27 protein-coding genes are annotated in these 26,037 nt (G+C 72.2%); 11 read left to right on the top strand and 16 right to left on the bottom strand.

Annotation, left to right across the window (positions count from 1 at the left end; translation table 11 throughout):
• Positions 1-31: 31 nt before the first annotated feature.
• Together folE and NLX94_RS26590 are read left to right on the top strand one after the other, a co-directional pair.
• Complete coding sequence (gene folE, locus NLX94_RS26585) at positions 32-640, top strand: GTP cyclohydrolase I FolE (RefSeq protein ID WP_254385623.1); 609 nt, start codon at positions 32-34, stop codon at positions 638-640.
• Between the two features lie 223 nt (positions 641-863).
• Positions 864-1,694, top strand: coding sequence for a hypothetical protein (locus NLX94_RS26590; RefSeq protein WP_254385624.1), 831 nt, complete (start codon positions 864-866; stop codon positions 1,692-1,694).
• On the opposite strand, the gene NLX94_RS26595 is transcribed toward NLX94_RS26590, so the two are convergent.
• The 6 genes from NLX94_RS26595 to NLX94_RS26620 all read right to left on the bottom strand — a co-directional run bounded on the left by NLX94_RS26595 (position 1,691) and on the right by NLX94_RS26620 (position 6,646).
• Positions 1,691-2,176: a DUF3180 domain-containing protein gene (locus NLX94_RS26595; protein WP_254385625.1), complete on the bottom strand. Its 486-nt coding sequence runs from the start codon at positions 2,174-2,176 to the stop codon at positions 1,691-1,693. The two genes, NLX94_RS26590 and NLX94_RS26595, sit on opposite strands and share 4 nt — an antisense overlap.
• A 78-nt stretch (positions 2,177-2,254) precedes the next feature.
• Entirely contained in the window at positions 2,255-2,851 is a 597-nt protein-coding gene (gene folK / locus NLX94_RS26600) for a 2-amino-4-hydroxy-6-hydroxymethyldihydropteridine diphosphokinase (RefSeq protein ID WP_254385686.1), read from the bottom strand.
• A gap of 8 nt (positions 2,852-2,859) precedes the next feature.
• The gene (gene folB / locus NLX94_RS26605; RefSeq protein ID WP_030010912.1) at positions 2,860-3,219 is read right to left on the bottom strand and encodes a dihydroneopterin aldolase; all 360 of its coding nucleotides are present in this window, start codon (positions 3,217-3,219) and stop codon (positions 2,860-2,862) included.
• A gap of 153 nt (positions 3,220-3,372) precedes the next feature.
• Positions 3,373-3,816 (bottom strand): nuclear transport factor 2 family protein, encoded by a 444-nt coding sequence (locus NLX94_RS26610; RefSeq protein ID WP_308402538.1) that lies wholly within the window; start codon positions 3,814-3,816, stop codon positions 3,373-3,375.
• Positions 3,813-4,718: a dihydropteroate synthase gene (gene folP, locus NLX94_RS26615; RefSeq protein WP_254385626.1), complete on the bottom strand. Its 906-nt coding sequence runs from the start codon at positions 4,716-4,718 to the stop codon at positions 3,813-3,815. The genes NLX94_RS26610 and folP overlap by 4 nt, the downstream gene beginning before the upstream one ends.
• Before the next feature lie 65 nt (positions 4,719-4,783).
• Complete coding sequence (locus tag NLX94_RS26620; RefSeq protein WP_254385627.1) at positions 4,784-6,646, bottom strand: phosphatidylglycerol lysyltransferase domain-containing protein; 1,863 nt, start codon at positions 6,644-6,646, stop codon at positions 4,784-4,786.
• 151 nt (positions 6,647-6,797) lie between these two features.
• Here NLX94_RS26620 and NLX94_RS26625 point away from each other — a divergent pair, with 151 nt between their 5' ends.
• Positions 6,798-7,904, top strand: a complete 1,107-nt coding sequence (locus tag NLX94_RS26625) for an esterase family protein (RefSeq protein ID WP_254385628.1) — start codon at positions 6,798-6,800, stop codon at positions 7,902-7,904.
• 10 nt (positions 7,905-7,914) lie between these two features.
• Here NLX94_RS26625 and NLX94_RS26630 read toward each other — a convergent pair whose 3' ends face one another.
• The gene (locus NLX94_RS26630; RefSeq protein ID WP_254385629.1) at positions 7,915-8,877 is read right to left on the bottom strand and encodes an ABC transporter ATP-binding protein; all 963 of its coding nucleotides are present in this window, start codon (positions 8,875-8,877) and stop codon (positions 7,915-7,917) included.
• Between the two features lie 133 nt (positions 8,878-9,010).
• Between NLX94_RS26630 and NLX94_RS26635 the strand changes: the two genes are divergently transcribed.
• From NLX94_RS26635 to NLX94_RS26650, 4 genes are all read left to right on the top strand, one after another.
• The gene (locus NLX94_RS26635) at positions 9,011-9,706 is read left to right on the top strand and encodes an ABC transporter permease (RefSeq protein WP_254385630.1); all 696 of its coding nucleotides are present in this window, start codon (positions 9,011-9,013) and stop codon (positions 9,704-9,706) included.
• Complete coding sequence (locus NLX94_RS26640) at positions 9,706-10,371, top strand: ABC transporter permease (RefSeq protein WP_254385631.1); 666 nt, start codon at positions 9,706-9,708, stop codon at positions 10,369-10,371. The genes NLX94_RS26635 and NLX94_RS26640 overlap by 1 nt, the downstream gene beginning before the upstream one ends.
• A gap of 45 nt (positions 10,372-10,416) precedes the next feature.
• Entirely contained in the window at positions 10,417-11,409 is a 993-nt protein-coding gene (locus NLX94_RS26645; protein ID WP_254385632.1) for an ABC transporter substrate-binding protein, read from the top strand.
• A 97-nt stretch (positions 11,410-11,506) separates the two neighbouring features.
• On the top strand, positions 11,507-12,568 hold the full coding sequence (locus NLX94_RS26650) for a hypothetical protein (RefSeq protein ID WP_254385633.1): 1,062 nt from the start codon (positions 11,507-11,509) through the stop codon (positions 12,566-12,568).
• Between the two features lie 4 nt (positions 12,569-12,572).
• On the opposite strand, the gene NLX94_RS26655 is transcribed toward NLX94_RS26650, so the two are convergent.
• From NLX94_RS26655 to NLX94_RS26665, 3 genes are read right to left on the bottom strand one after another with little or no spacing between them, the layout of a single operon-like run.
• The gene (locus NLX94_RS26655) at positions 12,573-12,788 is read right to left on the bottom strand and encodes a hypothetical protein (protein ID WP_254385634.1); all 216 of its coding nucleotides are present in this window, start codon (positions 12,786-12,788) and stop codon (positions 12,573-12,575) included.
• A 44-nt stretch (positions 12,789-12,832) separates the two neighbouring features.
• Positions 12,833-13,696: an arylamine N-acetyltransferase gene (locus NLX94_RS26660; RefSeq protein ID WP_254385635.1), complete on the bottom strand. Its 864-nt coding sequence runs from the start codon at positions 13,694-13,696 to the stop codon at positions 12,833-12,835.
• The gene (locus NLX94_RS26665; RefSeq protein ID WP_254385636.1) at positions 13,693-14,835 is read right to left on the bottom strand and encodes an NADH-quinone oxidoreductase subunit D; all 1,143 of its coding nucleotides are present in this window, start codon (positions 14,833-14,835) and stop codon (positions 13,693-13,695) included. Before NLX94_RS26665 ends, NLX94_RS26660 begins: the two co-directional genes overlap by 4 nt.
• 124 nt (positions 14,836-14,959) lie before the next feature.
• Here NLX94_RS26665 and NLX94_RS26670 point away from each other — a divergent pair, with 124 nt between their 5' ends.
• Together NLX94_RS26670 and NLX94_RS26675 are read left to right on the top strand one after the other, a co-directional pair.
• On the top strand, positions 14,960-15,457 hold the full coding sequence (locus NLX94_RS26670) for a PH domain-containing protein (protein ID WP_254385637.1): 498 nt from the start codon (positions 14,960-14,962) through the stop codon (positions 15,455-15,457).
• A complete protein-coding gene (locus NLX94_RS26675) occupies positions 15,454-16,812 on the top strand; it encodes a PH domain-containing protein (protein ID WP_374684027.1) in 1,359 nt (452 codons plus the stop codon). Before NLX94_RS26670 ends, NLX94_RS26675 begins: the two co-directional genes overlap by 4 nt.
• A 20-nt stretch (positions 16,813-16,832) precedes the next feature.
• Here the strand turns inward: NLX94_RS26675 and NLX94_RS26680 are convergent, their stop codons facing one another.
• The 3 genes from NLX94_RS26680 to NLX94_RS26690 form a co-directional block, all read right to left on the bottom strand.
• Entirely contained in the window at positions 16,833-17,903 is a 1,071-nt protein-coding gene (locus NLX94_RS26680; RefSeq protein WP_254385638.1) for an endonuclease/exonuclease/phosphatase family protein, read from the bottom strand.
• Between the two features lie 84 nt (positions 17,904-17,987).
• Positions 17,988-18,692: a response regulator transcription factor gene (locus NLX94_RS26685; RefSeq protein WP_254385639.1), complete on the bottom strand. Its 705-nt coding sequence runs from the start codon at positions 18,690-18,692 to the stop codon at positions 17,988-17,990.
• A 2-nt stretch (positions 18,693-18,694) separates the two neighbouring features.
• A complete protein-coding gene (locus tag NLX94_RS26690) occupies positions 18,695-19,894 on the bottom strand; it encodes a sensor histidine kinase (RefSeq protein ID WP_254385640.1) in 1,200 nt (399 codons plus the stop codon).
• Positions 19,895-20,000: 106 nt separating this feature from the next.
• On the opposite strand from NLX94_RS26690, the gene NLX94_RS26695 reads away from it, so the two are divergent.
• On the top strand, positions 20,001-21,014 hold the full coding sequence (locus NLX94_RS26695) for an SAM-dependent methyltransferase (RefSeq protein WP_254385641.1): 1,014 nt from the start codon (positions 20,001-20,003) through the stop codon (positions 21,012-21,014).
• Between the two features lie 100 nt (positions 21,015-21,114).
• On the opposite strand, the gene NLX94_RS26700 is transcribed toward NLX94_RS26695, so the two are convergent.
• Together NLX94_RS26700 and NLX94_RS26705 are read right to left on the bottom strand one after the other, a co-directional pair.
• Positions 21,115-22,668: a M28 family metallopeptidase gene (locus NLX94_RS26700; RefSeq protein ID WP_254385642.1), complete on the bottom strand. Its 1,554-nt coding sequence runs from the start codon at positions 22,666-22,668 to the stop codon at positions 21,115-21,117.
• Between the two features lie 304 nt (positions 22,669-22,972).
• Positions 22,973-24,097 carry a DUF5937 family protein gene (locus NLX94_RS26705; RefSeq protein WP_254385643.1) on the bottom strand — a complete coding sequence of 375 codons (1,125 nt, stop codon included), beginning with the start codon at positions 24,095-24,097 and terminating at the stop codon, positions 22,973-22,975.
• A 615-nt stretch (positions 24,098-24,712) separates the two neighbouring features.
• Here NLX94_RS26705 and NLX94_RS26710 point away from each other — a divergent pair.
• On the top strand, positions 24,713-24,922 hold the full coding sequence (locus tag NLX94_RS26710) for a hypothetical protein (RefSeq protein ID WP_254385644.1): 210 nt from the start codon (positions 24,713-24,715) through the stop codon (positions 24,920-24,922).
• A gap of 14 nt (positions 24,923-24,936) precedes the next feature.
• On the opposite strand, the gene NLX94_RS26715 is transcribed toward NLX94_RS26710, so the two are convergent.
• Positions 24,937-26,031, bottom strand: coding sequence for a low specificity L-threonine aldolase (locus NLX94_RS26715; protein ID WP_254385689.1), 1,095 nt, complete (start codon positions 26,029-26,031; stop codon positions 24,937-24,939).
• Between the last annotated feature and the right edge of the window lie 6 nt (positions 26,032-26,037).

Here is a 26,037-nt window from a genome sequence, read left to right on the forward strand (position 1 = left end):
CGGCGACCGCGCACACAGGAACGAGGAAGAGATGACCGACCCAGTGACCCTGACCGGTGGCGAGGGCACGATCGGCGAGTTCGACGAGAAGCGCGCCGAGGCGGCGGTCCGCGAGCTCCTGATCGCGGTCGGCGAGGACCCGGACCGCGAGGGGCTGCGGGAGACGCCGGCGCGTGTGGCACGGGCGTACCGGGAGATCCTGGGCGGCCTGTGGCAGAAGCCGGAGGACGTCCTGACGACGGTGTTCGACCTCGGCCACGACGAGATGGTCCTGGTGAAGGACATCGAGATCGTTTCCCTGTGTGAACACCACCTCCTGCCCTTCCACGGTGTCGCCCACGTGGGCTACATCCCGGCGGAGAACGGCAAGATCACCGGCCTGTCGAAGCTGGCGCGCCTCGTGGACGTCTTCGCCCGCCGCCCGCAGGTGCAGGAACGTCTCACGACGCAGATAGCCGACTCCCTCATGGAGATCCTCGACGCTCGCGGCGCCATCGTGGTGATCGAAGCGGAGCACATGTGCATGTCGGTCCGCGGCATCCGCAAGCCGGGCGCCAAGACCACCACGTCCGCGGTCCGCGGCCAGCTCCGCGCCACGGCCACCCGGGCCGAGGCGATGAGCCTCATCCTGGCGCGCTAGCCGGATTGTCAGTGCTGCACGCTACGGTCCCCCTCCACGACTTCGCGGAGGGGGACCGATGCTTTGGGGTCTACCGAGCAGGCAGACGGTCAATGCGGTGGGTGGACGACTTCGCGCCTGCGATGTCCGACCGGGAACCCGGCTCTGGACGCTCCGGGACGGACGCACCGAGCAGACCGAGGTCGTCGACGTGGTCGTGGCCCGCACGCGCACCCTCGTCGACGTGAGCACGGACCACGCGACCTTCGCCGTCACTCCGGACCAGCTTCTCCGGACGCCCGATGGCTGGACGCACGCACGTGATGCCGTCGGGACCGTGGTGGCTTGGGCCCACGCGCGCAAGCTGCGCCGAGAGCGCCTTTCGATCCGGCCCGGGTACCAGCTCGGCTATCTGATCGGGGCGACGTGCTCCGACGGCACGGTGGGCAAGAACTACGTGTCCCTGGTGGTCAACGACGAGGGGTTCGCCGAGAGGTACGCGCGGTCCCTGACCGGTGCAACGGGTCTTCCCGCACGGCTGGAAGCCGTGACAAGGCCTTCCGGGTACCTCGGGCGTGATCTACCCGGCTTCCGGGTCCGTGTGGTCTCCTCGTACCTCGCCGACCTCCTGCGCCAGTACACGGGCGGCGACGCCCACCACATGCGCCAGCGGTTCCCGCGGGTGGTGCTCCGAGACGAGGAGACCTTCCGCGGATTCCTCGACGGCTACGCGGACGGCGACGGGTACAGGATCACTCGGTGGCCTGCGAGAGTCCTCGTCAGCTCGAACGTTCCGTTCCTAGCCGACATCGCGGAGATCATCGGGGCGCGGTTCACGCCGCGCACCGATGGCTTGTCATCGCACCTCGTGGTCGCGGACAGCTGGCCGGCACGCGGCACGTTCCGGACGGAAGAGCACGACATTGAGCTCGATGAGTCGGGCTGGGTGGACGTCAGCGCGGTCACGCCCCGGGAGCCGAGCACCAAGCCCTCCACGCTGTACGGGTTCCGGGTGGCTCCGCACCCGGACTTCCTGGTGAACGGGCATCTTGTCCGGATGCCTTGGGAGGTCTAGGCGGCGGCGGTGGCCTTGCCCGGGTCCTCGTCGTCCGGGAGTTTGAGGACGTGTTCCAGGAAGAGGGCTGCTGCGACGACGGCTGCGCCCGCCAGGACCGAGAAGGCGGCGTACCAGGTCTGGTCGCGGCGGGCGGGGACGTCCAGGGCGGTGGTGAGGAGGAAGACTCCTACGCCGCCGTAGGCGCCCGCGACCAGGGCCGCCACCAGGGCGCTGGCCTGGCCGAAGACCACCGCGCGGGCCGCCATCAGCGGCTCCACGCCCTTGGCGCCGGGTACGCGCTCGCGCTGGGCCTTCAGGCGGGAGCGCAGCGACAGGGTCGTCGCCAGCAGGACCACCGCGATGGCGCCGAGCACGATGGGGGCGGCGAGCGGGACGCCGGGGAGGCTGCCGTAGGCGTTCCACAGCCGGGCTCCGGCCCAGGACAGCACCGCGGCGATCGCGAAAATGCCCGCCAGGACCGCCGGCCTCAGTTGCTTCACGTGCGCGCCTCTCCCGCTCTCCGTGCGTGCGTACCCGGTGATCCTAAGTGTTCGGAGTCCCCGCCCCGCGGGCGCGGCTCACTCGGGGAGGCGCAGTTCCAGGTCGGTGCGCTGGGTGAGCCCGGTGAGGCCGACGGCCGACAGGAGCGCGGCGACGGGCCCGTGGCCCGGGATCTGCGCTTCGGGGTCGATGTCGTGCCAGGGGGCCAGCACGAAGGCGCGCTGGTGGGCGCGCGGGTGCGGGAGGGTGAGGACGGGGTCGGCGGAGACCACGTCGGCGTAGGCGATGATGTCGACGTCGATCGTGCGGGGGCCCCAGCGCTCCTCGCGGACGCGGTCGAAGGCCTCCTCGATGGCGTGGCCGCGTTCCAGCAGGGAGCTGGGGGGCAGGGTGGTCTTCACCGAGATGACGGCGTTGAGGTACGAGGGCTGCGAGCCCGGGTCCACGCCCCAGGGCTCCGTCTCGTAGACGGGGGAGACGGCCTTGACCCGCAGGCCCGGGGTGTCGCCGAGGGCGTCGATGGCGCCCTGGAGGGTCTCCAGCCGGTTGCCCAGGTTCGCGCCGAGCGCGACGACGGCCCACTTGGGGTTGGACAGGGTGACGTCCGCCGCGTCGACGGCTTCGACCACGGAGGCGGGTACCGGCTGGACGGTGGGGTCGCTCTGGGCGTTCATTCCGTTGTTCACGCGCGGCTCCGTGTGATCGTGATGGTCACGTCGTCGAAGGGGACGGTGATCGGGGCGTCCGGTTTGTGGACGACGACCTCCACCTGGGCGACCGCCTCGTGCTTGAGGCACTGCTGGGCGATCCGCTCGGCGAGGGTCTCGATCAGGTCCACGGGCTCGCCCTGGACCACATCGACGACCTCCTCCGCGACTACCCCGTAGTGCACGGTCTTAGCCAGGTCGTCGCCGGCCGCCGCGGGACGGGTGTCGAGGTGGAGCACCAGGTCGACGATGAAGGTCTGGCCTTCCTCGCGTTCCCGGGGGAAGACGCCGTGGTGCCCGCGAGCCTTGAGGCCGCGCAGTGCGACACGATCCACGCGAATCACTCCTGCTTTTCGTAGGTGCTTCCGGTCCGGGACTCCCCGGATCCATGGCCTACGCCGAGTGCGGTCGGCGTCGTCCATCTTCGAATTTACCTGCGAATTTACTCGCGAATTACTCAGGACCCCGACAGCACCCCGGCCGAAGGCCTACGAAGGCTCCTCCTCGTCGTCCTCGTCGGAGTCCGTGAGCACGGGAGATCCGTGGTGCGACCACAGCCGCCAGCCCTCCGGTGTGCGTCGGAACACATTGGTGGCGACGACGAGCTGGCCGACGAGCGGGCCCAGCTCTCCGCCGTCCTCGGCGGGTCCGCCGCTGAGGATGTTCTCGGTGCAGGTGACCAGGGCGGTGTCGCCCATCACGGTGACCTTGGTGTCGGTGAGGAAGAACTGGATGTACTCGGTGTGCGACATGATCAGCGCGTAGGAGCGCAGCACTTCGCCGCGCCCCGACAGCACCGGCCAGCCCGGGTGCACGCAGGAGATCTCGTCCTCGAGCCAGAGCGCCGACAGCGTGTCGAAGTCCCCCTGCTCCATGGCCTCGTAGAAGGCCGTATTGATCTCTTCGACTGATTCGGTGTCGGTACGGCTCACCGTGCCCCTTCCCCGTGGCTACGAGTGGTGTGCAGTGCCCCTTCCACGGCGCGGGCCACCCGAACCGCGTCGGCGCTCGCCCGTACCTCGTGGACCCGTACGGCCCAGGCGCCCCGGGAAGCCGCGATGGCGGTGACGGCGGCGGTGGCGGCGTCGCGCTCGCGGGCGGGCGGCGGGGAGGCGTCGTCGGCGCCGGCCAGCACCCGGCCGAGGAAACGCTTCCTCGAGGCGGCCACCAGCAGCGGGAAGCCCAGCGCGCGCAGCTCGGCGAGGTGGGCGACCAGGGCGAGGTCGTGCTCGGCGTTCTTGGCGAAGCCCAGACCCGGGTCGACGAGGAGCCGCTCGGGGGCGATGCCGCCGGTGACGACGGCGTCGATGCGGGTGCGGAGTTCGGCCGTGACCTCGGCGAGGACGTCACCGTAGACGGCGAGGCTGTTCATGCCGTCGCTGAAGCCGCGCCAGTGCATGACGACGAAGGGCACCTCGGCGGCGGCGACGGCCGGGATCATGCCGGGGTCGGCGAGGCCGCCGCTGACGTCGTTGACCAGGGTGGCGCCGGCCGCGACGGCCTGCGCGGCCACGGAGGCGCGCATGGTGTCGACGGAGACGACGACCCCTTCGGAGGCGAGGCCGCGGACGACGGGGACGACCCGGCGCAGCTCCTCCTCCTCGTCGACGCGGGAGGCGCCGGGGCGGGTGGACTCACCGCCGACGTCCACGAGGTCGGCTCCCTGGGCGACGAGGTCGAGGCCCCGCTTGACGGCCGCGGTGGTGTCGAACCAGCGGCCGCCGTCGGAGAAGGAGTCGGGGGTGACGTTGACGACGCCCATGACCGCGCAGCGGTCCCAGTCGGGGAGGCCTGTCACCAGGCCCCTGGGGGCGGGGCCGCTGTTCATGTTCATGTCTCCCAGGGTAGGGCCCGTGTCCTCGGCCCCGCCCTGGCCGGCGGGTGCGGGGCCGGATCCGGCTAGGCGGCCCGTACCTCGCGTTCCGTCGCCTGGGTCGGGACGACCGCCGGGGCCTGCACGTGGCGGTGGGCGCAGGTGCGGACCGGCTTGGGGCGCCGGCGGCCGGCGAACAGGCGGGGCAGGGCCAGCGTGACGAAGCCTTCGGCCTGCATCGCGGCGAAGCCGATGCGGGGCAGGTCGCGGGTGGTGCGGAAGACCACGAAGCGGGGCTCCCAGCGGGGGCGGAACTTCGCGTTGAACTTGTACAGGGACTCGATCTGGAACCAGCGCGAGAGGAACACCAGCAGGCTGCGCCACATCCGCAGGACCGGGCCGGCGCCGATCTTCTCGCCGCGGGCCAGGGCCGAGCGGAACATCGCGAAGTTCAGGGAGACCTTCTCGATGCCGAGCGCCGGGGCGGCCTCCAGGGAGGCGACGATCAGGAGCTCGTTCATGCCGGGGTCGGCGGCGCGGTCGCGGCGCATCAGCTCCAGCGACATGCCGTCCTTGCCCCAGGGCACGAAGTGCAGGACGGCCTTGAGGTCGCCGAAGGGGGAGGTGTCGCCCTCCTCGACGCGGTGCGCGGTGGCGATGTAGCAGTCGCCGTCGCCGGGGTCGCCGACGCGGCCCAGGGCCATGGAGAAGCCGCGTTCGGTGTCGGTGCCGCGCCAGGCGTCGGCGGCGCCGCGCACCTGCTCCAGCTCGGCCTCGGTCAGCTCGCTGACCCGGCGGACCTTGGTGGTGTAGCCGTTGCGCTCGATGCGCTTGACCATCTGCCGGACGTTGCGCATCGCGCGGCCGGAGAGGGAGAAGTCTTTGACGTCGACGATCGCCTCGTCGCCGAGCTCCAGGGCGTCGAGGCCGGTCTCGCGGGTCCAGACCTCGCCGCCGGTCTCGCTGCAGCCCATGACGGCGGGGGTCCAGGAGTGGGTCTTGGCCTCCTCCATGAACCGTTCGATGGCGCCGGGCCAGGCCTCGACGTCGCCGACGGGGTCGCCGGAGGCGAGCATCACGCCGGAGACGACGCGGTAGGTGACGGCGGCCTTGCCGCTGGGGGAGAAGACGACGGCCTTGTCGCGGCGGAGCGCGAAGTGGCCCAGCGAGTCGCGGCCGCCGTGCCTGGCGAGCAGCTCGCGCAGCTTCACCTCGTCGTCGGCGGTGAGCCGGGCGGCCGGGTGCTCGGGGCGGAAGGCCAGGTAGATGGTGGTGACGGCGGTCAGCATGCCGAGGGCGCCGAGCGAGTAGCCGACGGTCCAGGACACCCGGCCGGCGTAGTCGACGGGACCCTCGAAGCCGAAGAGCCCGTAGACGACGTGGCTGATCTGCTCATAAACACCCGGATTGCCTACGACGCGGCCGGGGTGAGAGTTGACGATGACCAGACCGAGGCCGATGGAGCCCGCGCTCATCAGCACGAAGTTGGCGAGCGCCTTCCAGCGGCTGCGGGGGTCGGGCAGCGCCTTGAATTCACTCTGGTGGCGCAGCAGGAGCGCCAGGAGCAGGGCCGCGATGACCACGCCGAGGATCGAGTGGCGGTACGTGAACTGCGCGACGGCGCCGGCCGGCAGCAGCACCACGGCGGCCCGCCAGGCGCGGCGCTTGCGGCGCTTGAGCCCGTGGGCGAGCAGCAGGAGCAGCACGCCGGCGCTGATGGCCAGGGCGGCGGCGAAGGGGCCGACGGAGCCGGGCAGCACCTCGGTGACCGCGTGGATGCGGCTGTGCCGGAAGCGCGGGAAGACTCCCGCGGCGATGTCCAGCAGGCCGACGACCGTGACGGCGGTGCCCACGACGCCGGGGACGGACTCCGGTCGTGGGCCTCGGAGGATTCGGCTGACAGGCTTCGGAACCTGTCCCGACTTATCGCCATCTATCCTGCTAGACATCGCTTCCCGTTGCTCCGCGAGAGATCATGTGGCCGAAGGCCGCTGGGCCTCCGCTGAGTGGTGCGTCCCCTAGGACGACATCGAGGGGGAGCGGGTTCACTCTTCCGTCGAGAAAAAACTAGTCCTGCCATAGAAAGTCGACTGACTGCTCATGGGTCTCACCAGTAATACGGTTCTGGCGCTGGCCATCCTTGCCGGTGTGCTGCTGTTCGCGGCGACGGTGTGGTTCTGGCCGAAGCTCTCGGGCCGCTCCTGGCGTTCGGTCGTGGGCCGGATCGGCCTCCTGCTGGCGACGCAGCTGGCGATGTTCGCCGCGATCGGGCTCGCCGCGAACAAGTCGTTCCTCTTCTACGGGTCCTGGGCCGACCTCTTCGGCCAGGAGACCTCGGTCGGCAAGGTCGTCGACCACTCGATGAGCAGCGACTCCATCAAGGTGGTCGACAAGCAGCACCTCGACGTGCCCGGCGGTGCCAAGCCGGCGGTCGCCGGACAGATCCTGAAGGTGTCCATAACGGGCCAGAAGTCGAACATAACGAGCCCCGGGTACGTGTGGCTGCCGCCGGAGTACTTCCAGCCGCAGCACAAGGACCAGAACTTCCCCGCCTCCATCGTCCTCACCGGGTACCCGGGCATGGCGGAGAACCTGATCAAAGGGCTCGACTACCCGATGAAGGCCTTCAGCCTGTCCAAGGCGGGCAAGATGAAGCCGATGATCCTGGTCATGATGCGCCCGGTCCCGGGTGCGCGCGACACCGAGTGCGTGGACATACCCGGTGGCCCGCAGACCGAGACCTTCTACGGCCAGGACCTCCCGCAGGCCATCCAGAGCACCTTCCGGGTCGGCAAGAAGCCGGGGAACATGGGCTACATCGGCAACTCCACGGGCGGGTACTGCGCCCTGAAGATGACCGCGCACTACCCGCAGACCTTCGGCGCGGCCGCGGGGCTGTCCGCGTACTACGAGGCCGCGGACGACCCGACGACCGGTGACCTCTTCCGCGGGGACGCGAAGCTGAAGGCCCGCGCGAACCTGCTGGAGGCCATCAAGGCCAAGCAGCCGGTCGGTACGTCGTTCCTGGTCACCAGCAGCGAGAAGGGCGAGCCGAACCTCGCCGACACGAAGAAGTTCATCAAGCTGGTCAAGGGCCCGGACCGGGTCTCCTCGATCATCCTCGACAGCGGCGGTCACAACTTCAACACCTGGCGCCGGGAGATCCCGCCGATGCTGGTGTGGATGAGCGGCCGGATCCAGGCGTAAGCCCCGCCGCTCAGGCGTCCTGGAGACCGGCCCGGCGCAGCGCCCGGTGCACCCCTTCCGGGGTGAGTACGCCGATCAGCTCGCCGGTGCCGGGATCCGTGACCCCGATCCGGCCCGAGTCCTCCTGGAGCAGCAGCGCGAGCGCCTCGCGCAGACTGGCCCCCAGCGCCACCGCGGCGGTGGGGGCCTTTCCGTCGGCGGAGGCCAGGTCGGCCTGGGCGACGGCGGTCACCGCGAGCCGCTTCAGCCCGCGGTCGGAGCCGACGAAGCCGGCCACGTAGTCGGTCGCCGGGGCGCCGAGGACCTCCGCCGGGCGGGCGAACTGCTCGATGGTGCCCGCTCCGTAGACGGCGATGCGGTCCCCGAGCCGGACCGCCTCCTCCAGGTCGTGCGTGACCAGCAGGATCGTCTTGCGGACGGTCTGCTGGAGCGCCAGGAACTCGTTCTGCAGCCGTTCGCGCACCACCGGGTCCACCGCGCCGAACGGCTCGTCCATCAGCAGCACCGGCGGGTCCGCGGCGAGCGCCCGGGCCACGCCGACGCGCTGGCGCTGCCCGCCGGAGAGCTGCTCCGGGTAGCGGCCGCCGTAGACGGACGGGTCGAGCCCGACCAGTTCGAGGAGCTCCGCGGCCCGTGCGCGGGCCTTGGCCTTCGGGGTGCCGATGAGCTGCGGCACGGTGGCCGTGTTCTCCAGCACCGTCTTGTGCGGGAACAGCCCGACCTGCTGGATGACGTACCCGATGCGCCGCCGCAGTTCGACCGGGTCGGCGGCGGCGATGTCCTCACCGTTCAGCAGGATCCGGCCGGAGGTGGGCTCGGTGAGCCGGTTGACCATCTTCATGGTGGTCGTCTTGCCGCAGCCGGACGGGCCCACCAGGGTGACCAGTTCGCCCTCGGCGACCTCGAAGGACAGGTCCGCGACGGCGGTCGTCCCGTCGGGGTAGCGCTTGGTCACTTGCTCGAATCGGATCACCCGGCCATCTTTCCCTACCCGCGGGGTCCGTTTGTGAAGGGCGTGTTGCCCGCGTGCGAAGGATTCCGGCCATTGTCCGTGCCGGGGGTTATGGTCGCTCCTACGTACGGTCGGTGACGGGGGGTGAGGAGCGATGGCCGGGCAGAGCTGCCTGGTGGCGAACGACTGGATCTGCTGGGAGTACGTGACGTCCCGCTCCCAGGAACTCACCGACGCCACCCTCGAACACGTGTGGATCACGGGCGTGTCGGTGCTGATCGGCATCGCCGTGTCCGTCCCGCTCGCCCTGCTGGCCCGCCGCGGCCGGCACTGGGCGGCCCCCGTCCTGGGCCTCACCACCCTGCTCTACACGGTCCCCTCGCTCGCCATGTTCTCCCTGCTGCTGCCGGTGTTCGGACTTTCGGCGGCGCTGGTGGTGACCGGCCTGGTGCTGTATTCGCTGACCATCCTCGTGCGCAACGTGCTGGCCGGGATCGAAGCCGTGCCCGAGGAGGTGCGGGAAGCCGCGCGCGGGATGGGGTACGGCCCGGGCCGGCTGCTGTGGCAGGTCGAGCTGCCGCTCGCGCTGCCCGCCCTGCTGGCCGGCGTACGGATCGCGACCGTCTCGACGGTCGCTCTGACCACCGTGGGCTCCATCGTCGGCAAGGGCGGCCTGGGCAACCTGATCGCACCCGCCGTGAACAGCTCCTTCAAGGCCCAGGTGCTCACCGCCTCCGTGCTGTGCGTGCTCCTCGCGCTCGTCGCGGACCTGGCGCTGCTCGGCCTCCAGCGGGTGCTCACCCCCTGGAGCCGGATCGCCCGCGCCGCCGAGTCCGGCGGGAGCGCCTGATGGGCGTACTGGGACAGGCCTGGGACTGGCTGGCCGACGGGGCCAACTGGTCGGGGGAGAGCGGGATCTGGCACCGGCTCGGCGAGCACGCCTACGTCAGCGGGGTCGCGCTGGCCCTGGCCTGTGCGGTGGCCCTCCCGGTCGGCCTGTGGCTGGGCCACCTCGGCAAGGGCGGCGGCCTCGCCGTCAACGTCTCCAACATCGGCCGGGCCGTCCCGGTCTTCGCCGTGCTGGCGCTGTTCATGGTCTCCCCGCTGCGCAACGCCGGGTACGTCCCCACCATCGCGGCGCTCGTCCTCTTCGCGATCCCGCCGCTCCTGACCAACGCCTACGTGGGCATGCGCGAGGTCGACCGCTCGGTGGTGGAGGCCGCCCGGGGCATGGGCATGTCCGGCCGCCAGCTCTTCTGGCGGGTGGAACTGCCGCTCGCGCGCGGTCTGGTGATGACGGGACTGCGCTCGGGGGCCGTGCAGGTCATCGCCACGGCCACCATCGCCGCCATGGTCGGGCAGGGCGGCCTCGGCCGGATCATCACCGCCGGCTTCAACACGTACAACACCCCGCAGGTCGTCGCGGGCGCCCTGCTGGTCGCCGCGCTGGCCCTGCTCGTGGAGGGCGTGCTCGTGGCGGCCGACCGGCTGCTGCCGGGCGCGGCAGCCCGCTGAGCCGGCCCCGACACGTCTTTCGCCCACCCCTCTAAGGAGATTCAGATGAGCAAGTCCACGCGCGCCCTCGGCGCGGCCCTGGGCGCCGTCGCCCTGACCGCATCGCTCGCCGCGTGCGGCGGCGACAGCCTGGAGAAGACCAAGGACGGGGGCTCCTCGGCCGCCGCCCCCGGGGCCTCCGAGGGCGGCAAGGGCGGCAAGCTGGTGATCGGCGCCGCCGGCTTCACCGAGTCCAACGTGCTGGCCGAGCTGTACGCGCAGATCCTCGCGGACGCCGGCTACAGCACCTCGATCACCACGGTCAGCAACCGCGAGCTGTACGAACCCTCGCTGGAGAAGGGCGAGATCGACGTCGTCCCCGAGTACGCGGCGACCCTCGCGGAGTTCCTCAACGCCAAGGTCAACGGCTCCAAGGCGCCGGCGGAGAAGCCGGTCGCGTCGAGCGACGTGACGGCGACCGTGGCGGCCCTGGAGAAGCTGGCGGGCCCGCTGGGGCTGAAGGCGCTGCCCGCGGGCTCGGCGGTGGACCAGAACGCCTTCGCGGTGAGCAAGGAATTCGCCGCGAAGAACAATCTCAAGACCCTTTCCGATCTGGGCAAGTCCGGTCTGAAGGTGAAGATCGCGGCCGGTGACGAATGCGCCGTGCGGCCCTTCTGCGCACCCGGATTGAAGAGCGCATACGGAATCGACGTTTCCGGTATTGACCCCAAGGGCGTCGGAACCCCGCAGGCCAAGCAGGCGGTCAAGGACGGCGCGGACCAGCTCGTCCTGACCACCACCACGGACGCCACCCTCGACAGCTTCGGCCTGGTCCTGCTGGAGGACGACAAGAAGCTCCAGAACGCCGACAACGTGCTCCCGGTGGTCAACGCCAAGGACGCCGGCGCCCCCGAGATCGCGGCCGCCCTCGACAAGGTCACCAAGGCGCTCACCACGGCCGACCTCGTCGAGCTGAACCGCAAGGTCGACGCCGAACGCGCCAAGCCCGCGGATGTCGCGAAGGCCTATCTTGCGTCCAAGGGCCTGCTGAAGAAGTAGGAGTTGCGCCTTTCGTGCGCCAAGTGCGGTAACCGCTCGGGAACAGATTGCCGGGCGGTTACCCCACACCGCGTCCACTCCCTGTAAATTTCAGGCCATGCCCCGTGGACGCCACCGCAATCCCGAACCCCTTCACCGGCTGCTCACGCCGACGGCGATCGCCGGTGTGTCCGTCGTCTCCGCCGGAGCGGCCTGGCTGCTCGCGGAACCGATGCCGCTGCGCCTGCTCGTGGCCCTCACCGCGGCCGCCGGGCTGGCCGGCGCCGTCGTCATGCGCTCCTGGGACCTGGCGGCCGGCCGCCGGGTCAGCGAGCTCGGACGCGAGCGGGTCAAGGACGAGTGGCGCACCGACGAGCGGATAGCCGAGCTCGAATCCGACCTCGAAGAGGCCCGGGTGCTGCGGGGCAAGCTCGATGCCAAACTGCGCGCCAAGCGGGTCGAACTCGCCGGCCTGCGCGGCGAACACGCCTCGCTGCTGCGCCGGTACGCCACCGCCGAGACGGAGCGGGCGAGCGCCCTGGAGGGCCGCCGGCTGCTGGCCATCGAGGCCGCGGCCCCGGCAGCCTCCGCCGAGGGTCCGAAGGAACTTCCCGCCGTCTCCGAGGAGCGCACCAGCGCCGGAGCGGCCACCTCGGTGGGCTTCGCCCGCGCCCACGCCGCGCTGTCGGCCCTGGCCGACAAGGCCGCCCGGGCCGAGAAGGCGGCCGAGGCCGCCGCTCCCGCTCCCGTCGCCGCTCCCGCCGCCCCGGCGAAGCCGGCCGCGCTGGAGGCTGCGCACGCCCGCCCCGCGCTCGCCGGCCCGGCGCCCGCGGGCCCGGCGTCCGCCGTCCCCGCGCGTCGCCTCGCGGCCGCCGTGGCCCCGTACGCCGCGCAGCGCCGGCCCGCCTCGCGCGTCGAGGGCGGCTTCGACTTCTTCGGTACGAAGACCGCGGCGCAGGCCCGCGCGGTCATCGAGTCCGTCCAGAACGAGGACCTCGCCGATGTCGTCGGCGCGGAGGCCCTCGCCGTCCACAAGGCCGAGTCCGCCCAGGGCGGCCCGGAGGCGGAGTTCAAGGCGGCCACCGCCGAACACCGCGCCGTGGGTCAGGTCATCGACCTGACCGCCCACGACGAGACCGAGCCCATCGACGTGGTCCAGCTCCGCACCGCCATCTCCTAGCGGGCTAGAACAGCGGGAGCTGTCCCGGCAGCGGCGAGAGGGCGAAGCCGTCCAGGGTGGGGGCCGCGGCGCCGAGGGTGACGCGGGCGCGGGAGCCGGGGCAGGAGACGAGCTCCCCGCGGCCGCGCCCGGCGGGCGGGTCGTGGCGGGCGATCCGGCCGGCGGTGACGGCGCAGTCGCGGCCGCAGGAGGGGCAGGCCCGGCGGGGTGAGAGGGACATCCCCCAAGTCTGCCCTGCCGCAGGGACATCGGCCCGTTGCGGGGTCAGGACTCCCGGGCCGCCAGCCAGGCCTCGTGGGCCCGGCTCACCCGGGTCCACAGGGCCGTGCGGTCGGTCGGGGTCAGGTCGTCGAGCGCGCGGCCGAAGACGCCCTCCAGCGCGGCGTAGAACTCCTCCGGGCCGTCGAGCACCCGCTCCGTGTTCCCGCGCACCGGGTCGATCCGGCTCAGCACCCGTCCCCGCAGGGTGTCGATGCCGTCCGCGTCGCGGCGCAGGGCCGCGAAGGTCCGTACGAAACCGGAGTCCGCAGAGGTCGACAGCCGGACGTGCTCGGCCTCGAAGGCGGCCGCCCCGGCCGCCCCGGCGGGCTCCGCGCGGAAGTTCACGAGGGGGGCGGAGCTGCCGGGGTGGCGGTAGAGCCAGCGCGCTGCGGGCAGTCGCTCCAGCGAGTAGGCGAAGGCCCCCTGGCGGTACGCGCCTTCGCGCAGCGGCAGCGGCTCGTGCGGGCCGTCCCCGAGCCCGGCGTCCACGTAGAACCGGGTCCCGGTGCCCGGCACGCCGACGGTGAGCGCCAGGTGGTCGCCGCTGACGCCCCGGAGGGCCTCCTCGGACTGGGATTCCTTGTACACGCCGCCCACGTGGCGGGTGACCTCGTAGCCGAGGTGGTCGAGGAGGGCTGCGAGGCCGCCGTTGAGGTGGAAGCAGTAGCCGCCGCGTCCGGCGGCGAAGCGGCGCGCCGACAGCCCGGGGTCGATGCCGGGGGAGCGGCCGAGCTGGATGTCGACGTTCTCGTACGGGACGCGCTCCAGATGCGCCCGCTGCAGGGCGAACAGCCCCTCGACGGAGGGTGCGCCGGGCTCCTCGATGCCCAGTCGCCGCAGGTAGGCGGCGTATATGCCCCGGGTCACTTGTCGATGTCGCCGACGACGAAGAAGAGCGAGCCGAGGATCGAGACCATGTCGGCGACCAGCTGGCCGGGGAGCAGGACCGCGAGCGCCTGGATGTTGTTGTAGGACGCCGAGCGCAGCTTGAGCCGGTACGGGGTCTTCTCGCCCTTGGAGACCAGGTAGTAGCCGTTGATGCCGAGGGGGTTCTCGGTCCACGCGTACGTCTCGCCCTCGGGCGCCTTCAGCACCTTCGGCAGCCGCTGGTTGATCGGTCCGGGCGCCAGCTCCGCCATCCGGTCCAGGCAGGCGACCGCGAGGTCCAGCGCGTTGTGGGTCTGCTCCAGCAGGACCTCGAAGCGGGCCAGGCAGTCGCCCTCGGTGCGGGTGACGACCTTCAGGACGTCCTGGAGCTCGCCGTAGGCGAGGTACGGCTCGTCGCGGCGCAGGTCGAAGTCGACGCCGGAGGCGCGGGCGATCGGGCCGGAGACCCCGTACGCGTGGACGGCCTCGGCGGACAGGACGCCGACGCCGCGGGTGCGGGCGCGGAAGATCTCGTTGCCGCGCACGAGGTCGTCGTAGACGTGCATGCGGGTGTTGACGTCGGCGATGGCGGCGCGGGCCCGGCCCAGCCAGCCGGCCGGGAGGTCCTCCTTGAGGCCGCCGACGCGGTTGAACATGTAGTGCATGCGGCCGCCGGAGATCTCCTCCATGACGGCCTGGAGCTCCTCGCGCTCGCGGAACGCGTGGAAGATCGGGGTGATGCCGCCCAGCTCCAGGGGGTACGAGCCGAGGAACATCAGGTGGTTCAGGACCCGGTTCAGCTCGGCGAGCAGGGTCCGCATCCACACGGCCCGCTCGGGCACCTCCATGCCGAGCATCCGCTCGACGGCCATGACAACGCCCAGCTCGTTGGAGAAGGCGGACAGCCAGTCGTGGCGGTTCGCGAGCATCACGATCTGGCGGTAGTCGCGGGCCTCGAAGAGCTTCTCGGCGCCGCGGTGCATGTAGCCGACCACCGGCTCGGCGCTCACGATGCGCTCGCCGTCCAGGACGAGGCGCAGGCGCAGCACGCCGTGCGTGGAAGGGTGCTGGGGTCCGATGTTGAGCACCATGTCGGTGCTCTCCGCCGCGCCGCCGATGCCGACCGTGGTCTCCGTCATGGCGGCATTGTCTCAGCCGGCGGGGGCGGGGCGCGGCGCGGTCCGGATTCCGGATCGGGGCGCGGCGGGCGGCGGGCGCGCCGGGCCCGGTCCGGGAGGCGGGTCACCCGCCTAGGGTGGGGGAATGGACACGGGGACTGAGGGTGGGACGGGACGGGCCGGGCCCGCGTGGGTGGGGCTGCCGGGCGGGCTGCTGACGGTGCGCAGGCTGCTGCTGGTGCTGTGGATGTCCCTCTTCGCGGTGGTGACGGCCCTCGTGCTGGGGCTGACCGCCGGGCCGGGGTGGGCGGCGCTCGGCGGGTTCTGGCTGCTGGTGCTGGCCTGGGGCTGGGGGATGCTCGCACGGAACTGGCGGTCCTGGCGGTACGCGGAACGGGCGGACGACCTGCTGATCAGCCGGGGCGTGCTGTGGCGGGAGGAGACCGTGGTCCCGTACGGGCGGATGCAGCTGGTGGAGGTGACCTCGGGCCCGCTGGAACGCCGCTTCGGGCTGGCCTCCGTACAGCTCCACACGGCCGCGGCGGCGACCGACGCCAGGATCCCCGGCCTCGCCCCCGAGGAGGCGGAACGGCTGCGCGACCGCCTGACGGAGCTCGGCGAGGCAAGGTCGGCGGGCCTGTGAACCCGACGGCGGGGCCGGACCCCGCGTCCGCCGAGGCTGCCGGGTCCGCCGGGGCAGCCGGGGACGGGGTCGAGCGGCGGCTGCACATCCTCACGCCGCTCCGCCGGGCCTGGGTGCCGATCGCGGCGACCATCGGGATCGTCGCGCAGCAGGGCGAGAACGTCGCCGAGTGGGTGACGGCCGTGTCCGTCGCCCTGCGGGTCCTCGCGCTGGCCGCGCTGGTCCTTGTCTTCGGCGTGTACGGGTTCCTCAGCTGGTGGTTCACGCACTACGCGGTCACCGACACCGAGCTGCGCATCCGCAGCGGGCTGCTCTTCCGCCGCACCGCGCACATCCGCCTGGACCGGATCCAGGCGGTCGACGTCACGCGCCCGCTGCTGGCCCGCATCGCGGGCGTGGCCAAGCTGCGGCTCGACGTCATCGGCACCGAGGCCAAGGACGAGCTGGCCTTCCTCTCCGAGAAGGAAGCCGTCTCGCTCCGTGCCGAACTGCTGGCCCGCGCGGCCGGTTTCGCCCCGGCCGAGGCCCCGCTCCTGGGCGAGGCCCCCGACCGGGAGCTGCTGCGGGTGGCGCCGCGCGATCTGGTGGTGTCCCTGCTGCTCACCCTGACCAGCTGGGCGGCCCTCGCCGGCGGGCTCGCCGGCCCCCTGGTGGTGTGGTGGCTCGGCGCCAGCCCGTGGTTCGCCCTCGTGAGCCTGCTCCCGATCCTGGGCGCGGTGTGGGCGGCCACCGCGGGCCGGTTCCTCACCGAGTACGACTGGCGGGTCGCCGAGTCCCCGGACGGGCTCCGGATCGACCACGGCATGCTCGACCGCGCCCACGAGACGGTGCCGCCGGGGCGCGTGCAGACGGTACGGATCGTCGAGCCGCTGCTGTGGCGCCGGCGCGGCTGGGTCCGGGTGGAGCTGGCGGTGGCGGGCTCGAAGAACAACGTCCTGGTCCCGGTGGCCACCCGGGCCGCCGCGCACGCCGTCGTCGGGCGGGTGCTGCCCGGCGTCGACCTGGGGGGCCTCGTCTTCGAGCCCTCGCCCCGGAGCGGATCGCCCTGGGTGGTGCCGGTGTGGTGGAAGGGGTACGGCCTGGCCGTCTCCGCGGACGTGTTCGCGGCCCGCCACGGCCGCCTGTGCCGGCGTACGGAGATCGTCCCGCACGCCAAGGTGCAGAGCGTGCGCCTGTCCCAGGGCCCCTGGGAGCGCGCCCGCGGCGTGGCCGACGTCCGCGTGGACACCGGCGCGAACGGTACGGTCACGGCCCGCCTGCGCGGGGCGGCGGAGGCCGCCGAGCTGCTCCACGCCCAGGCGGCCCGCTCCCGCACCTCCCGCGCCGGGGCCCGCCCGGACCGCTGGATGACCTGAGGCCCGGGCGGGCTCCGCCGTCAGGTGCCGGCGGGCGGCGTGACGGGGAGGTCCACCTCCAGGGTGGCGGTGCCGATCAGGATGCGGTGGTCGGAGCACGGCTGGTGCGTCGTACCGCCGTCGAGCGAACAGGTCGTCGGGATCGGCTTCGTGCCGGCGGTGAAGCCGGGACCCGGACCGGCGGCGGGGCCGGTGAGCCGGTCGGTCGGCGCGAGGATCAGGTCGATCTTCGGATTGCCCTCGTTGGCGGCGCACGGAGCCGGTCTGGTGTCGGGGTCGTTGATCTCCGGGTTGTCGACCGCGGTCCACTCGCCGTAGTCCGGGCAGCGCTCGTCGGTGCTGTCGAGCTCCGTGTGCGTCGTCATCAGGGAGCCCATCCGGGACATGTCGGGCTCGGCGTTGAAGTCGCCCGCCACCAGGTACGTCTCACCGGCGGCCGCGAATCCCCTGAGGATGTCCCGGACGGCGCCGAGCTGCTGGGTGTTGATCTTCGCCGAGTTCACATCGGGCAGGCGCCTGTTCGAGGTGGTGATGTGCGTCGTGCAGAACTTCATCCTCGTCCGGCCGGCGAGCGGTGCGCAGAGCAGGCTGCGGTCCTCGTGGTAGGCGCCGCCGTCCACCTCGGCCCGGGTGTAGTCGGCGGGCAGGAGGTGGTTCTCCCCGCCGCGCAGTTCCGCCCTGCTGAACAGTGCGTTGCCGAAGGCCTCGCCCTGGCAGATGCCGGTGCCCGCCGGATGGGTCTGCGACCAGAGGGCGTAGCCGGTCGCTCCGGTCCAGGCGTTCGGGGTGTCCTTCAGCCTGTCGCGGATCTCCTCGTACTGGGAGTGGCAGAGCTCGTTGAACGAGACGAAGTCCGGGCTCTGCTCCGGGTCCTTGATCGAGTCGAGGGCCGCGGTGACCATTCCGGTGTCGACCCGGCCCTTGTTGAGCTTGTGTCCGGACACGTTCCAGTGCCACACCGTGTACGTCCGGGTGACCGTGGTCCCGGCCGCCCCCGGCGGCGCCGCTCCCCCCGAGGTGAGGACGGCGGCCAGTGCCAGAGCCGCGGCCACGGCCGCTGCCGCGCGCCTGACGGATCCCGTGCTTCGCATGCTGCTGTTCCCTCCCCCCGGGCGGCGGCCCGCTGTCGGCTGCCCCCGGGAGAGGGTCGCATGATCATCGCGGGGGCCGGAAAGCTACGCCGCCCCGCCGCCCGCGCGGACCAGGCCGGTCTCGTACGCCAGGACCACGACCTGCACCCGGTCGCGCAGGCCCAGCTTGGTCAGGATGCGGCCCACGTGGGTCTTGACCGTGGCCTCCGACAGGACGAGCCGGCCGGCGATCTCGCCGTTCGACAGGCCCTGGGCGACCAGCAGCATGACCTCGCGCTCGCGCTCCGTGAGCCGCTCGACGTCCTTGTTCTGCGGTTCCGCCGAGGTGGACGGCAGCATCGGCGCGAACCGGTCCAGCAGCCGGCGCGTCGTGGAGGGGGCGACGACCGCATCGCCGCTGTGCACCGAGCGGATCGCGGCCAGCAGTTCGCCCGGCGGGACGTCCTTGAGCATGAACCCGCTGGCGCCCGCCTTCAGCCCCGAGAAGGCGTACTCGTCGAGGTCGAAGGTGGTCAGGATGATGACCTTGGGGTGCTCCTCGGGCTCGCAGATGCGGCGCGTCGCCTCCACCCCGTCGAGGCGGGGCATGCGGACGTCCATCAGCACCACGTCCACCTTGGTGGCCCGCAGCACCTCCAGCGCCTCCAGGCCGTCGCCGGCCTCGGCCACGACCTCCATGTCGGGCTGTGCGGCGAGCACCATCCGGAAACCGGTCCGCAGCAGTACTTGGTCGTCGACCAGCATCACGCGGATGGAGGGGCCGTGGGAGGAGCCGGTGGGGAAGGACATGGTCACCTTTTCTTCAGGGGGAGCAGGGCGCTGATCCGGAAGCCGCCACCGGGCCGGGGGCCCGCGTCGAGGGTGCCTCCGACCATACCGATGCGTTCGCGCATGCCGATCAGCCCGTGTCCGGCGCCGTCCGCGCCGCCGTCCGTGTACAGCTCGCGGGCCGCGCCCCGGCCGTCGTCCTCGACGAGCAGGCCGAGCCCGTCGTCGAAGTAGACGAGCCGCACGCTGGCCTTCGCGTCGGGGCCGCCGTGCTTGCGGGTGTTCGTCAGTGCCTCCTGGACGATCCGGTACGCCGTCAGCTCCAGGCCGCTGGGCAGCTTGCGCGGGGCGCCCTCGACCTCGAAGTCCACCGTGAGCCCGGCCGCCCGTACCTGCTCGACCAGCACCTCGATCTGCTCCACGTCGGGCTGCGGCACGTAGTCCTCGGACTCCTGCGGCTCGCCGGTGCGCAGGACGCCCAGCAGCCGGCGCATCTCCGCGAGGGCCAGGCGCCCGGTGCCGGAGATGGTCTGCAGCGCCTCCTTGGCCTGCTCGGGGGCCGCGTCCATCACGTAGGCGGCGCCGTCGGCCTGGACCACCATCACCGAGACGTTGTGCGCGACGACGTCGTGCAGCTCGCGGGCGATCCGGGCGCGCTCGGCGGCGACGGCCACCTGGGCCTGGGCCGCGCGCTCCTTCTCCAGCCGCTGGTTGCGCTCCACGAGCTGGGCGTAATAGGCCCGGCGGGTGCGCAGGGAGTCGCCCATCACCCAGGCGAGGGCGAACGGGACCATCATGAACACGACGAAGAGCAGGTTGTCGGTGGCGGAGTTCGACTTGTCCACGCCGTTGCGCAGGAAGTACAGCGACGACGCGAGCAGCCCCCAGCCGAGGGCCGTGCGCGAGACCCAGCGCGGCACGTCGGAGGCCGCGACCGTGAAGAGCACGAGGAGCATCGCGACGTCGTAGAAGTTCGCCTCCGCGCCGATGACCAGCTGGTAGATCCCCGTGGCGACGGTGAGCCAGAACACCGGGACGGTCCACTTGCGGCGCAGCGCCACGGCGGCGCTCAGTGCCACCACGCAGGGGGTGGCGAGGAGCGCGGCGGTGGTGCCCTGGTGCATCGAGGCGACGACAGCCATCGAGAACCCGAAGAAGAGGACAGCCCAGAAGCTGTCGACGCCCGTCGGGTGTCTGCGGAGGAAATCGTAGAGACGCTGCACGTAACCCAGAGTAGGGAAAGCCGATAGGTGCTGGAGTCAACCAGAGGGGCGATCCGTCCGGGACGCGAGTACTACCGGAGGTGGACGCGACCATAACCTTTCTGCGATGAGCACTCAGGGTGAAGGCACGGCACAGGCGGGTCCGGTGCGCTGGCGGACGGCGATGGAGCGGGCGCTGTACGGCCCCGACGGCTTCTACGTACGCCCCGGCGGACCCGGCCCCGCCGGGCATTTCCGCACCTCCGTGCACGCCTCGCCGCTCTACGCGGGGGCGGTGGCCCGGCTCCTGCTGTGGGTGGACGGGGAGCTCGGCCGCCCGGAGGAGCTGGACCTGGTCGACGTAGGGGCCGGACGCGGGGAACTGCTGACCGGGGTGCTGGAGGCGCTGCCGCCGGAGACGGCCGCGCGGGTGCGGCCGTACGGGGTGGAACGCGCGGGCCGGCCCGCCGGGCTCGACGGGCGGATCCGGTGGGTGGGCGAGGCTCCCCGGGGGACCCGGGGGCTGCTCTTCGCCAACGAATGGCTCGACAACGTACCGCTGGACCTCGCCGAGGACGGGCGCTACGTGGAGGTCGCGCGGGACGGTACGGAGAGTCCGGGCGGCCCCCTGGACGGTCCGGACCTGGCCTGGCTGGAGCGCTGGTGGCCGCAGGCGGGCACGCGGGCCGGCGCCGGCCGGGCGGAGATCGGGCGGCCGCGCGACGAGGCCTGGGCGGCGGCCGTCGGGACCGTGGAGAGCGGGCTCGCGGTGGCGGTGGACTACGCCCACACCCTTGCAGCCCGCCCGCCCTTCGGAACGCTGACCGGATTCCGCGCGGGGCGGGAGACCGCGCCGGTGCCGGACGGCAGCTGCGACGTCACCGCGCACGTCGCGCTCGACGCGTGCGCGGGGCCGGGGGCGGTGCTGCTGACCCAGCGGGACGCCCTGGCCGCCCTCGGCGTCTCGGGGGCCCGGCCCCCGCTCTCCCTGGCCTCCACCGACCCGGCGGCGTACGTCCGGGCCCTGTCCACGGCGGGCGAAGCCGCGGAACTCACCGCCCGCGGCGGCCTGGGCGACTTCGGCTGGCTGATCCAGCCGGTCGGGGTCACCCCCTGGGGCTCCGCCCCAGACCCCGTTTGAGGACCGGGGGTCCGGGGGCTGGCCCCCGGGGAACGGGCGAAGGGCGGGTAGGGGACTTCGCGCCGCGCAGCGGCTGCCCCCCACCCGCCCTCCTGGCGGACTACTCCGAGTCTTCGGGGCCGTGGCCCTCGTGGAGGCCACCCCCGCTACCGGTCCCGCTGCTCGGCTCCGACACGACCGGCCGACCCAGCGGCGCCAGATCGAACGCGTAGTGCCCGACCGCGTCAGCGATGACGTCGACGTTGATGTCGAGCGCCTTCTGGTCGATGTTCGCGATGGTGTCGCCCTTGCCGTGGTAGTTCACGTCGTACGCGACCCCGGCCTGCCCACCGAACTTCGCCGCCTGCTCCGGCGTCTTGATGCCCTCGGCACCCGTGAACGTACCGCCCGAGGGGATGCCGACCGCGATGAACGGGCCGTAGTCCGAGCGGCCCGAGAAGTCGGTGCCCTCGCGCGGGATGCTCTTGGAGTCGAGGAAGTCGTTGATCCCCTTCTCCAGCTGCGCGGAGCCCTCCGGGCCGGGGCCCGCGCCGACCTTGTCCGAGTCGTCGCCGTCGTAGACGAAGTACGCGGCGTTCGGCGAGGCGATCATGTCGAAGTTCAGGTAGAGCTTGATCTGCTTCTTCTGCTCCTCCGTCAGCCCGTCGACGTACGCCTCGGAGCCGAGCAGGCCGAACTCCTCGGCCGACCACCAGGCGAACTTGACCTTGTTCTTGATCTTCCACTGGCTGGGCGCGAGCTTCTGCGCGACCTGCAGGATGCCGGCCGAGCCGGAGCCGTTGTCGTTGATGCCCGGGCCCGCCGCGACGGAGTCGAGGTGCGCGCCGAGGAAGACGGTGTTGTTCTCGTCGCCGCCCCGCGTCTCCGCGATGACGTTGTACGTCTTGCGGTCCTCGCGGAGCTCGCGGATGTCGAGGGTGACCTCGACCGGTCCCGCGGCGGCCTCGGCGGCGAGCCGCTCGCCCTCGGCCTGCGTGGTGCCGCCGGTCGGGATCTTGCCGGCGTCCGCCGCACCTATGGTGCCGTTCAGGGCGCCCGCGGTGTTGTTGTAGATCACCGCGCCGACCGCGCCGGCCGTCGCGGCGTTCTGCTGCTTGACCGCGAAGGCGCAGCCGCCGCGCTTGATCAGCGCGACCTTGCCGGTGAAGGCGCCCGCGGCGAAGTCGGCGGGCTCGCAGCCGTTGGTGCCGTCGGCGTCGACCGGGGCGACGGCGATCTGCGCCGTCACGCCGTTCGCCGGGCCGCTGGCGGTGTACGTCATCAGCTTGATCGGGACGTCGCGGCCGGCCGGGCCGTTGACCTTCAGGGTCTCGGCGATCGTCTCGACGTACACGAAGTCGAACTCGTTCTTGGTGACCTTGTATCCGGCCGCGCGCATGACGAGCTCGACGTACTGGGCCGACTGCTGGTGGCCCTTCGAACCCGCCACCCGGTTGCCCTTGTTGTAGTCGGCAATGGCCTGGAAGACCTTCAGGTGGTTGTTGGCACCCTTGCCGGTGGAGTCCTTGACCAGCTTTCGGGCCAGCGCGTCGGCCCGGGCGGCGTCACTCTGCGGGCTGCCGGTGGCACCGGCCGGTCCGGCCAGGAGCAGCGGGGAGACGAGAGCCGCGGCCGCCAGGGCGGCGGTGGCTGCGGCTATACGGCGTGAGGGCATGAAAGTCCTTCCACAGCAGATGCGCGAGCGCATGCGTACGTCTTGAGGCGTATGGGCTATGGCGTGCAGGAGTGCGGACGTGCAGGGGTGTGGGGACACGGATGCCGACGCAGGTCAGGTGCGTTCGCGCCGTGTGGGGGAGCGGTGGACGCACGTTAGACACCAAGTGGCGGCCATGGCCAGACTTTTCACTGATTCCGGTTTGTGAAATCCGTATATCGGAGTATCTGAGCCGTCGAAAACAGGCCAGTGCCCGCTGTGCGCACCTGGTGGGGCAGTGGTGGGGGCAGTGGCGGGGCAGCCCCTAGCGCAGGATGCCCTCGATGAAGTCGGAGCCGATCCGCGCGACCGTCGCCAGGTCCAGCTGGTGCTGGACATAACGCCCTTGGCGGCGGGTCTGGATCAGCCCGGCCTTCTTCAGCACCGCCAGATGGCGGGACACCTCCGGAGCGGTGATCCCGTGCGCGGCCGCCAACTCGCCGGTCGTGTACGGGGCGCGCGCCAGATTGCGGCACAGCATCATCCGCATCGGATGGGCCAGCGCCTCCATGCGCCGCTGCAGCAGCTCCACCGACCCCGGGGAGGAGGCCAGTTCGGGAGAGCCGAGCGGGTAGTGGATCACCGGACGCCAGCCGGGGGCGTGCAGCACCAGCAGGTGGGGCCAGCCGAAGTTCGTGGGCACGAACAGCAGGCCGTCGCCTATTCGGGGATCGGTCGCCGTCGTGGACCCGTGGACCATCTTGTCCACCGAGACCGTGGTCAGCCCCTCGTCGACGCTCAGCGCGGAGGAGACCTCCTTCAGCACGGCCGGCAGCCCCTTGCGGCGCAGCACCTCCGTCTTGTGCCGGGCGTCCGCGGTCTGCCGGGGCTCGACGCGGCGCCAGGTCTCGGCGAAGAACGCCTCGTCGCAGTCCTCCATCAGGCGGCGCAGCCAGACCCGGACACCGGCGGTGTCGTCGAGCACCCGCACGGCGAAGGCCAGCTGCTGCGGGCCGCGCGCGGAGGCCGTCTCCAGGGCCTTGGCCCGGGCCAGCGGATCCGCGAGCGGTGACGGCCCGCCGCTCTCGCCGTACAGGCCCAGCCGGCAGTGCTCCAGGGCGGCCGTCGCGAACCGCTCGTCGTCCAGCCGGTCGAGTACGTCGAGCTCGGCGGCGAGCGTCGCACCGGGCAGGCCGGAGCCGCCGGGAATCCCGGCGAAGGCCATGAAGATGTCGGCGAAGGAACTGCGCCACATGAAGTCGCCCTCCAGCAGCCGGTCCGCGAGGTCCGGATCCAGGGCGGCGGCGGTGGTGGAGGTCCAGGAGGCGAGCCCGGGGTGGTGGCCGGGTTGGGAGAGCGCGTGCAACGCCATGCAGAGTTCCGCGAGGGGGGATGGCGCGAAGCCGATCCGCTCCGCGGGGAGCCCGGTGATGTCGATGGTGACGCTCATCGGATCATTCTGCCGCGCTGTGTCCCGGGCACCTGCCAGGCCACGCGCCGGTGCCCCCGTGCGGCGCAGTCGCCGGGGGCGCCGGCCCCGGACCCCTGCGCCTCAAACGCCGGCGGGGCTGGGTGTTGGCTGGGGTCCGTTTGCGGGTGGGGCTGGCTGCGGTGGGGCGGTGCCGGGGTCGGGGTGGGGTGTTGGCCGGGACTGCATGATTTAGGCGCCCTGTCCGCAACGTTCGACAGTTGTGGCTTCCTTGTGCGCCACAAATCACGCTTTACGTCCCGGCCAACACCCCACCCCGCCCCCGTCCCCGCCCCGGCCGCCTGCGACCCCCGCATCCGGCCCCGGCTGGGGGCGGGGTTTGTCTTTTCAGCCGTCCGGCGTTTGAGGACCGGGGTCTGGGGCGGAGCCCCAGGGTCTTTCAGCCCGTCCGGCGTTTGAGGACTGGGGTCCGGGCAAAGCCCGGGGAACGGTGGAAGGGCGGGTAGGGGAAATCTGCCCCGCGCAGGGGCCTGGCTGTGGCCGGGTCCAGGCGGCGAAGCCGGCGCCTCGGGGGGCGATTGACGACGTCGGTCAATCGGCGTGCGGAGACGCCGAGGGCGGGTTCAGGGTGGAGGCATGACCGCGATCGAGCAGTACCTCGTCGATACCTATCGGGCTTCACAGCAGGGCGCCCCGATGCCCCCGCCCCCGGGCCGCGACGACGTCGCCGTCCTGCGGGAGGCCCGTACGTACGAGCAGTTCCGGGCCGTCCTCGACGGAGACCCGGGCCGCCGGCCGTGGCGCTCCGCCCTCCGCAGGCGGCTGGCCCGTCGGCTCCCCGTCTGAGCCCGGAGCGGGGGCTACAGGCGGGCCACGAAGCCGGCCACCGCCGCGGTGACTTCGGCGTCCGTCCAGGACAGGCCCGGGCGGGTGACCTCGACCTCCGTCACCGACAGCCCCGGCGGGCCGTCGGGGGACCAGCGGCGGAACAGGACCGTGCCCGTCTCCTCCGCCAGCCGGACCCCCGCCTCCGTGAGGCGGTCCGCGTCGTAGGGGAGCCACACCTGGAACTGATGGGTGTGCGGGACCTCCGGGTGGACCCGGAACCAGGGCACCTCCGGGGCCGCGGCGAACGCCGAGGAGATCGCGGATGCCACCGTCCGCGCCTTGGCCACGTAGGAGGGCAGCTCCGGAAGCTCCCGCTCCAGCCCGGCCAGGGCGGACAGGGCGGCCGGGAACTGGCGGAAGATCTGGCCCCCGTACCGGTGCCGCCAGACCTTCGACTCCGCGACGAGCGACGCCGGTCCGGCGAGGGCGGCCCCGCTGAGGCCGCCGAGGGACTTGTAGAAGGAGACGTACACGGAGTCCGCGAGCGCCGCGATCTCCGGGAGCGGCCGGCCGAAGTGGACCGTCGACTCCCACAGCCGGGCCCCGTCGAAGTGGACCACCGCGTCCCGTTCCCGGGCGGTGTCCACCAGGGCCGACAGCTCCTCCCAGGTGGGGAGGAGGAAGCCCGCCTCGCGGAGGGGGAGTTCCAGCATCAGCGTCCCGAACGGCTCCGCCAGCTCGGCGAGCTCGGACGCCGTCGGCTGGCGCGGCTCGCCCGTCGGGTGGACCGTACGCAGCCCCGAGACGACGGACAGCGCGCCGCCCTCCCACAGCTCCGGATGGCTCATCGGGTGCAGGGCGACCACCGGGTTCCCGGTCCGGCCGGCCCAGCAGCGCAGCGCGATCTGCTGGGCCATGGTCCCGGTCGGGAAGAAGGCGGCGTCCTCGGTGCCGAGCAGCTCCGCGACCCGCCGCTCCAGCCGCTCGACGCTGGCGTTGCCGTAGATGTCACCCGGCTCGTCGGGGTCCGTGACCAGTCCGGTCAGTTCTGCCGTGAGCTCGCCGACCGTCGCCTCCCGCAGGCTGCGCGAGAGCTTCCGCCGGGCCGCCCGGCCCGCGACCACCATCCGGGC

It is taken from the genome of Streptomyces sp. TBY4, from assembly GCF_024213195.1.
Taxonomy (GTDB): domain Bacteria; phylum Actinomycetota; class Actinomycetes; order Streptomycetales; family Streptomycetaceae; genus Streptomyces.